Source organism: Myxococcus llanfairpwllgwyngyllgogerychwyrndrobwllllantysiliogogogochensis, from assembly GCF_006636215.1.
Classification (GTDB): domain Bacteria; phylum Myxococcota; class Myxococcia; order Myxococcales; family Myxococcaceae; genus Myxococcus; species Myxococcus llanfairpwllgwyngyllgogerychwyrndrobwllllantysiliogogogochensis.
On the sequence record NZ_VIFM01000388.1, the window covers coordinates 1 to 8302 of the forward strand.

The 8302-nt window shown below is 69.1% G+C and carries 9 protein-coding genes; 2 read left to right on the forward strand and 7 right to left on the reverse strand.

Annotation, left to right across the window (positions count from 1 at the left end; translation table 11 throughout):
• Nucleotides 1-15: 15 nt before the first annotated feature.
• Entirely contained in the window at nucleotides 16-1167 is a 1152-nt protein-coding gene (locus FJV41_RS46195; protein ID WP_141649014.1) for an AI-2E family transporter, read from the forward strand.
• A gap of 59 nt (nucleotides 1168-1226) precedes the next feature.
• Nucleotides 1227-3002, forward strand: a complete 1776-nt coding sequence (locus FJV41_RS54390; RefSeq protein WP_246137843.1) for a hypothetical protein — start codon at nucleotides 1227-1229, stop codon at nucleotides 3000-3002.
• Here FJV41_RS54390 and FJV41_RS46205 read toward each other — a convergent pair.
• The 7 genes from FJV41_RS46205 to FJV41_RS46235 form a co-directional block, all read right to left on the reverse strand.
• Nucleotides 2986-3816, reverse strand: coding sequence for a nucleotidyl transferase AbiEii/AbiGii toxin family protein (locus FJV41_RS46205; protein WP_181791421.1), 831 nt, complete (start codon nucleotides 3814-3816; stop codon nucleotides 2986-2988). The genes FJV41_RS54390 and FJV41_RS46205 overlap by 17 nt on opposite strands.
• Nucleotides 3813-5009: a non-canonical purine NTP pyrophosphatase gene (locus FJV41_RS46210; protein ID WP_181791423.1), complete on the reverse strand. Its 1197-nt coding sequence runs from the start codon at nucleotides 5007-5009 to the stop codon at nucleotides 3813-3815. The genes FJV41_RS46205 and FJV41_RS46210 overlap by 4 nt, the downstream gene beginning before the upstream one ends.
• Nucleotides 5006-5764 (reverse strand): RNA ligase family protein, encoded by a 759-nt coding sequence (locus FJV41_RS46215; protein WP_141649021.1) that lies wholly within the window; start codon nucleotides 5762-5764, stop codon nucleotides 5006-5008. Before FJV41_RS46215 ends, FJV41_RS46210 begins: the two co-directional genes overlap by 4 nt.
• A gap of 29 nt (nucleotides 5765-5793) precedes the next feature.
• A complete protein-coding gene (locus FJV41_RS46220; protein ID WP_141649017.1) occupies nucleotides 5794-6957 on the reverse strand; it encodes a type 2 periplasmic-binding domain-containing protein in 1164 nt (387 codons plus the stop codon).
• Between the two features lie 158 nt (nucleotides 6958-7115).
• Nucleotides 7116-7436, reverse strand: a complete 321-nt coding sequence (locus FJV41_RS46225) for a Carotenogenesis protein CarS (RefSeq protein ID WP_141649018.1) — start codon at nucleotides 7434-7436, stop codon at nucleotides 7116-7118.
• A complete protein-coding gene (locus tag FJV41_RS46230) occupies nucleotides 7433-8098 on the reverse strand; it encodes a DUF1109 domain-containing protein (RefSeq protein ID WP_141649019.1) in 666 nt (221 codons plus the stop codon). The genes FJV41_RS46225 and FJV41_RS46230 overlap by 4 nt, the downstream gene beginning before the upstream one ends.
• Nucleotides 8098-8302, reverse strand: a 205-nt coding sequence (locus tag FJV41_RS46235; protein ID WP_281291628.1) for an RNA polymerase sigma factor, incomplete at its 5' end; no start/stop codon positions are given. The genes FJV41_RS46235 and FJV41_RS46230, both read right to left, overlap by 1 nt.

Sequence of the window (8302 nt, forward strand, 5' to 3'; positions counted from 1 at the left end):
GGGTGGGGTGGGGCGGTGGCTGATTCGCGGCGGTGGTCGAACTACGTGTTCGCGGCGCTGTTTGCGCTCGCGCTGATTCTGTTCTCCAGGATTCTGTTGCCGTTCCTGATGCCCGTGTTGCTGGGCGGCTTCCTGGTGGTCCTGTTCATGCCGGTGCAGGACTACCTGTGTCAGAAGCTGCGGGGCCGCAAGCCCCTGTGCGCCGGGTTGTCCACCCTCACGGTGTTCTTCCTCATCCTCGCACCGCTGGCGCTGGTGGGGTGGATGGTGGCGCGTGAGGTGTTCCAGTTCGTGGGGCAGGCGCAAGATTTGTTGGAGCAGGTGGACCTGCGCCACCAGTTCGCGTCCAGTCTGCCCCGGGGTTTGAGCCGTTACATCCGGTTGGATCTGGAGAGCGCGGAGACGGAGCGCACGTTGATGGCGGCGGTGACGGGCGGCGCGGCGCTCCTGAAGGACGTGGTGGGCGCGGGCACGGAGCTGATCATCAACATGTTCCTGATGACCGTGGCCATGTACTACTTCTTCCTGGATGGTCGCCGGCTGGTGGCGGAGGTCATGCGGTTGATTCCGCTGGACCGCCGCTACTTCGAGGCCTTCGCGCGCGAGTTCACCGACGTCGCCTACGCGATTGTCTACGGCAACACCATCACCGCGCTCATCCAGGGTGCGGTGGGCTTCGTGGGCCTGCTCATCGCCGGTGTGCCGCATGCCGGGGTGTGGGGCGCCGCCATGGTGCTGGTGGCGCTGGTGCCGGTGGGCGGCACGGCGCTGGTGTGGGGCCCCATTGGCGCGGTGCTCATCGCGGTGGGCCAGGTGAGCGAGGGCGTCTTCCTGCTGGCCTGGGGGACGTTCCTGGTCGGGAGCATCGACAACGTCATCCGTCCCCGGCTGTGCGGCTCTCGCATGGCGCTGCACCCGCTGCTCGTCTTCCTCTCCATGTTCGGCGGGCTGGCGGTGTTCGGGATGATGGGCCTGCTGGTGGGGCCGCTCATCGCCTCCATCTTCATGGCCATGGTGCGCATCTACCGCCGCGACTTCCTGGGCATCGGCCGCGCTCAATACGTCGCGGAGACGGATCGCTCGGAGGACCTCGGTGGGTTGGATTCGGAGCCGTCCTCCGCGTCCGGCCAGACGGTGGTGGGAGCTCCGGCGCACCTCAACGCCTGACCGGACGGCCGGGCAAGCCTGGACTTCGCGTGCGGGGTGGGTGAACCTTCCACTCCTGAATGATGAACACCCAACACGCGATGGTTCGCTGGGGCCTGGTGCTCTTCGTGGCGGTGGCGCTGGCCTCTCCGGGGGCGTCGGCGCAGGTCGTCAAGAAGAAGCGCGCGGCGCCAGCCCAGGTGGTGGCGCCCAAGGCGAAGGCAAAGCCCAAGGCCGTCAAGACTCGCAAGGCGGCCGCGCCCAAGGAGGAGCCCAAGCGCCTCGTCGTGCTGACGGTGGAGGGTGATCGCGGCGGCAAGGTGCGCGGACAGCTCGAGTCCGCCCTTCGCCGCGCGAAGCAGGTGAAGGTGCAGTCGCTCAAGCAGTACGCGACGCTGGCGAAGAAGGACGGGCTGAAGGGCGCCGCCCTCTTCACGGATGCAGGGCTCGTCGCCGTGGCGCCGAGGATGAAGCTGGACGCGGCCGTCACGGGCACGGTGGGTCCCTCGGGCCTGACGGTGCGAGTGCTGGATGCGAGCGGCACCGTGCTCGGTGAGAAGGACGTGAAGCTGACCCGAGGCAAGCTGTCTTCCTCCGAGGCGAAGAGGGCAGTGCTCGCCGTTGTCGAGTCGCTGTCGAGCGCTCCCCGCGCCTTCGAGCCGCCCGCGAGTGTCACTCCGACCGAGCCGATCCAGCCCGCCGAGCCGGTGGCGCCTCCTCCCGTCGTGGCCGAGGCCCCGCCGCCGAAGACGCCGCCGCCCGCCCCGGGCGAGGGCGGCTCCATCATGATTCCCAGGCCGGAGGTGCCCGCTCCCGTCGCGGAGCGCCCCGTCGAGTCGCCGAAGCCGCTTCCCCCGGCGGAGCGCCCCGCGAAGGTGCCTGAGCAGACGCCGGAGGTCGTGGCCATCGGTCCGCAGCCGACAGACGGTCCCCCGCCGATGGACGAGGACCCGGAGTCGCACACCACCACGGACCCGTTCCTCGAGGTGGCGCTGGATACCGGCTCGGGCGGCACGGTGGGCAATGAGCCCGTGCGACCGCCGCTGGCCCGGCTCACGCTGGGTGGCACGACGACGTGGCGCAAGTACTGCGCGCGTCCGGGCGTGAAGTCCTGCGACGAGTTCGACCGGAAGAGCGAGGACGAGCAGCTCGGGGACCGCTCGGACTACGAGTCGACGGTGCCGTACCTGGGCATCTCCGCGGAGCTGGAGCTGCTGCCGCTGGCCCGACACGCCTCGCCGCTGCGGGGCCTGGGCGCGGTGCTGGGCTATCGGCGCGGGTACGCGTCCACGAACGTGACGCTGTTCAACGACGCGGGCCAGTCCGTCACGCGCGAGGTGGTGGCCACCGACTCGGTCCTCACCGCTCAGGCGATGTATCGCTACTACTTCGGCCTGGGCTCGTCGCAGTTGCTCGGCTACGCGGGCGCGCGTGCGGGCCTGCTCACGCGCTCCTTCGACGTGGACGAGTCCGCGGACAGCCCGCTGTCGGGCACCCATCGCCTGTATCCCGCGGTGGGCCTGGAGGTGTCGGTGCCGTTGATTCGCCAGGTGCGCCTGGAGGCGGCGGGACAGCTCTTCATCAGCCCTCAGCCCGGCCACGGCTTCGACGACGAGGGCGGAGCGCTGGACCTGGAAGTGAGTGACTACGGTACCTCGGTGTCGACGTTCGGCTGGGAAGCGGAGCTGGGCGTGGCCGGCGAGCTGTGGGGCCCGTTCGGCTACCAGGTGCGCTTCAAGGTGTCGCGCTACAAGGACACCTTCAGTGGCCCTGGCACGCGGACGGGCTGGGACAACGGGGGCGTGGCCGAAGACACGTACTCCAGCATCCACTGGGGCCTCACCGCGTCGTACTGACACGGCGGGCGACTTCGGGGCGCGAGGGCGGTAGTGCTCGCGCCACCTCCCACACGGGGCGCAGCGCCTGGGCGACGGCTGTCACCACGTCCGCGAGCTGCTCGGGGCGTCCCTCTGGTTCACTGGCCCGGTAGCGCGCCCACTTCTCCAGGCTCCACGGGCTGCGACCGAAGTCGTTGTCGACCAGCCGCTCCATCAGCGCCAGCGAGTCCCCGCGTGCGTCGAACGCGAGGCGCAGCGCGGGAGGCAGGAGCGCGGCGTCCAGGGGCGCGTACCGCGTGAGGAGGTACACGTCGAAGAGGTCCTTCGGGCGGAAGCGGCCCTTGCCGCGCTCGAAGAGGCCATGCACCTTCCACGCGAACAGTGTCTCCGCGCGACAGGCGAGGACGTGTGCGGAAACCGCGTCCGAGGACTCGTAGTCGATCCACTCAGGGGGAGGCTCCATCGGGTCGCCGAAGCCCAGGTCGATGCGCAGCTCGAAGGGTGACTGCACCCCGGGCAACTGAGTCTCCACGTGGACGCGCACGCCGGGAAACTCCGTCTCCTCCCAGATGACCTCGGAGCGGAGGGCGCCGAAGGTGAAGCCGTCTCCGGTGTCATCCCGCAGCAGTCGCTCCAGCCGGTCGACGGACTCGCGTGTGTCGAAGGGGAAGCCCGCGAGGAAGTCGAGGTCCTCGACGGGGCGAGGCACCGGGCCGCTCCAGCGGCGCATCATCAGCCCACCCCGGAGGACGAGCTCGGGTGCGTCGGGCGAGCGCGCGAGGCGGCGCAGGACGGCGATTCCCGCGCGCAGGGGAAGGGTGTGTGCGCTCACGGCGCGGTCTCCAGCCAGCCCCGGTCGAGCCCGAGGTTGGAGTCGTAGACGGTGAACTCCCGCAGTCGCTGCGTCAGCGTCAGGCCCAGCCCGGAGAGGTCTTCGAGGAGTGCGTTGAAGCGTGCGTCGGCGTTCGCTTTGCCCAGGTGGTGGACGCGGAGCGTGACGAAGCGCTCGCTGGCGCCGTCCTCGCGAAGCTTGCGTGCGTTGCGTGACAGGTGGGCGCCGTGCCGCGTGCAGCGGGCATGCAGCGTGTCCAGTCCCTCGCCGCTCGCGGGGATGAGGGCCTTCACGTGGAACTCGAAGTAGTTGGCGGGCTGGGCGCGCGCGGTCTCATCGTCCTCGGGCATGTCGCGGTTCTTGCCGAGGGCCTCCAGCTTCATGCGCGTCACGTCGAAGCCCTCGCTCGCGAGCGCGCGCGCCATGCCCCTGACTTCCTCCAGCGCCTGTCGGAGCGTGCCGTGGTGGTAGGAGGCCGTCATGGGCTGGAAGGGCTCGGCGCCTCGACCCAGCTCGATGAAGATGCACTTCACCGAGGCCGCGTCGCAGAACGCGCGGAAGCGCTGGAGGTCCTCCTCGGTGCGGGCGGAGACGGTAAGGTGCGCCTCGTAAGCGCCACCCGGGGACGCGATTCGCAGTCGATCGGCCAGCTCCAGATAGGGGCGGTGCCGCATGTTGAGGAAGAACTTGTTGCGAGCCATCTCCCCGAGCGTGCGCTGGTATCCGTCTGGCAACCACGCGCCGTCCCAGCCGTAGCCACCGTCGCCTCGGGACGCGGTGAGCAGCATGCCTTCGATGGCGTCTTCGAAGAGGGTGACACGGTCCGGGTCCCCTTCCTCGGAGAAGGCCACCGCCACGCGGGTGCGGCCCCGGCGGCCGCCGTGCTTCGCGAAGAAGGCGCGCTCACCCAGGGCCAGTAGCTCCTTCTTGAAGCGGGCGCCGGTGACGCACTCTCCGTCGTCCAGCTCCAGGGCGGTGGTCTCCACGAAGCAGGGCTCGCCGAGGTGTGCATGGGCGGCCAGCACCTTGCGCTTCGCGATGCCGCCGAGGTCCAGCGGGGCGGAAGTGCCGTCCTCCGCCGAGGTGAGCCCCGGCAGGGCGAGCTTCTTCCAGGTGATGTCGAGGCCTGCCAGCAAGCGGGAGACCTCGTCGGCTTTGTATTGGTTACCGGTGACGAAGAGGGCCCGAGTCACGGGAGCACGTCCTTCGATGGGAGCGCCGCGGGGCGCCAGTTCCAGATGGCGGGACGCCCGGTGTTCTCCGGCAGGAGGCTCCCATCCACCTTGTCGCGACGGACATACTTGGTCAGCAGCTCCACCCTGACACCCGCGCCGTCCTGGCGCTCGAGCCTCCACACGGCCCCCTCAACGGGGTCCAGGGCGTGGTGGAACCCGCCGGGTGGAAGCAGTGCCATCGCTGTGTCGATGTTCAGGGGGCCACCCTCGTGGATGACGCCCGGCGTGGTGAACCCACCCGCGCGGACGCGGGAGGTGAGCTCGGCCCAGGGCAGGCGAGCACCCTGGCGCATCAAGTCGAAGGCGACGAAGGGCTCGTGTGCCAGCGCATACCGGGTGCCGTGGGCGAGCGCGAGCCACTCGCCCACGAGCCACTCTCCAGGCTGGAGCACGGCCTTGAAGCGCTCGGCGTGGGTGGAGACCCACGAGGACCAGAGCTGACGGGCCTCGTTGGGAGAGTGGGCGGCGAGCCGACCCTCGCGTCCCAGCGCGATGACCTCGTCTCCCAGTCGGGCCGCGGCGACACACGAGCCGTCCAGCTTCTCCAGGACGATGACGGAATCACGCGCATCGCGGAGGCGCTCGGTGCAGATTCGCGCAAGCTCCAGCGACAGGTGTTTGTCCGCGGGGCCGGTGCGGGAGCCAGGCAGGTGGGGAATCGAGCCGTAGGCCTTTCGACCCAGCGGGCGCGGAGCGTCGTCAGGGGATGTCACCACCCCCTGACTATGCCCTCGGCGTCGGACTATTGCTGGTAGGTCGGAGCGAGCACTCCGCCCAGCGCGGAGTCCCGGACTCCTGGCACCAGGTCGAACGTGTTCTCGAAGGCCCCGTTGTTCGTGGGCAGGAACGTGGTGCCCAGCGCGCCCTCGAGCTGCGTCTCGTCGCTCCCCAGTTCGTACATGAACTCGAGCGCGGCGCTCCGCTCCTGGGTGGTGGAGAGCACGAAGGCGCCCGTCACGATGATCTCCGGTCGGTGCCCCTCGATGACGGCGGCCTGCAAGCCCGGACGGTGCTCGGACAGGAACGCGAGTTGCTCGGAGGGGACGATGAAGATGTTCGCATTCTCCCAGGGGTCCGGAAGCGGGCCACCCACCCACCCGGGTATCTTGAAGCGGTAGGGCACGGTGCCGCAGTACTCACCATCCAGGTCGTAGGCGTGGATGCCGCTGGCATGGGACTGGGTCTCTTCCGCGTCGGGAATCGTCGCGGGCATCTCGAGGCCCATTTGCTCGAGCCAGCTCAGGTCCACCGCGTAGGCGAGGTGGCTCCACCAGGCGGGCCTGCCAATGGGGAACACCCATTCCCATTCGTCGTTCCACACCGCGAACCCCGCCTGCAAGATGTCGAGGTTCGAGGACCGATGGATGTAATCGCAGTACAGGGGGCGAGCGAAGCCTGTCGGCGTGGGGGCGGCGCACTCCGCGCAGTCCTCCTGGACGCAGCGGTTGGAGTCGAGCTGAAGCGCTGGAATCATGCTCGCCTCGAAGCCTCCATAGTCGCTGTAGGAAGAGTAGTCGTTGTAGATCCCATTGGAGGCATAGGCGCACCAACGGGGAGGATTCGCCGACTCGCACTCGGGGCACTCACCGGGGATGCAATAGGGTGCGACGATGCCAGCTTCCAGGAGCGCGGGCGCCATCGTGTGATTGCCCACCACCACGTCCGGGGCGTTGCCTCCGGCCACGGCGACCATGAGGCTCGTGTAGAGGTCCTCCTGGCTGGAGAACTGGGACACCGCCACGGTGTGGCTGGGATTGTTGTCCTCGAAGCGCTGGACCGAACTGTTGAAGGCTGCCTCTGTCTGTCCATTCAAGGCATGCCAGACGGAGATCTGCGCCTGCGCCGAGGCCAACGGGCCTTGAAGGCAGGTGACCAGCAGCACCCACTTCAGGATGACGGTTCTCATGGACTCCCCCGATTGCGTTCAGCCTCCGCCACGGGCACGTTCCACCGGCGCGGAGGCCCCTCCGATGGAGTGGCACGGGAGTATGGGTGAGTCCTGACCTGCAATTCATCTTAATTTGATAATCCAGGAATTGTCGCCCTGGCTTGTCGCGGTGCTGGCTATTGCACGCGATGCGTTCCCGGCACGGCCCGCTCGCGGTGCTTGCGGGCGGAGCGTTGCAGGGCCCACTGGGGCTCCAGCTCGTCCGGGAAGAAGAGGTCTTCGCCCAACCCGTCGACACGCACCTGGATGAGCGGGTCGGAGGGGTACTGGAGGCCAGGGTCGTCGTAGACGAGGGCCACGACGGTGCCGGTGCGACCGAGGAAGCCCGGGCTGATGGTTCCGTCCGACGACGCGCTGATGACCGTGACGGGCTCTCCGATTCGCACCGGCGCTCCGTCCACGTCAGTGCTCACGATGAGAGAGGGGTCCAGGGTCATGGGGCGTAGGAGCGGGGTTTGAGGTGACGTGACAGGACGAGGGCCATCACACAGATGAGCCCCCAGGCGAACAGGTGGTAGCTGGCGACGTGACGCCAGTCCTGCTCGCAGGCCAGCTCGCCGACGAAGGCACCTGTCGTCCCAACGGACAGCCCGGCGCTCAGGGCACGCAGGGGCTGGAAGGCCGCGCCGCGCAGCATCCACAGCGCCACCACGAGCGGAGCGGCGCCGACGGCCAGGTGGCTCACCGTGCAGACCCAGGCTGGCAGCGAAGGTGTGGTGCTGGGAGAGCCGCGCGCGAGCACGAGCGTCGCCGCGCAGGCCATCGCCAGCCCCACGCCGCCTCGACGCAACCCGTGCCCTCGTGGAGACAACGCGCCCCAGGCGCACACGGCACTCGTCGCCAGCAACAGCAGCAGCAGGGGAACACGCTCCAGCAGCGCGGAGCCCGTGAGTGCGCCACTGGCGAGCATCACTCCGGCGACTCCCATGGCCAGGCCTCCGGACGAAGCCATCAGCCACGCGGCCTCCGTGCGCCAGCGACGCACGGGCTCGCGCAGGGCCAGCTCTCCGCGCGCGCTCGCGAGGGCGCGTTCGAGCGAGGCGCCGTCCGTGCGAGGCGTCTCGTTGAGCAGGGCATCGATGTCGATGGGCGCCTTCATCACGCCTCTCCCAGCCCGCTGAGGAGCTCACGGAGCTTTTCGTAGCCCCGGTGTGCCCGCAGTCGCGCCGCGCCCGCGCTGATTCCCCGGAGCGCGGCGATCTCGTCGAACGACCAGCCTTCCACCTTGCTGAGCACCACGGCCTCGCGGTGGTCGGGGGGAAGTCTTTGTAGCGCGTCCAGCAGGTGCCGGCGGAGGGAGGGG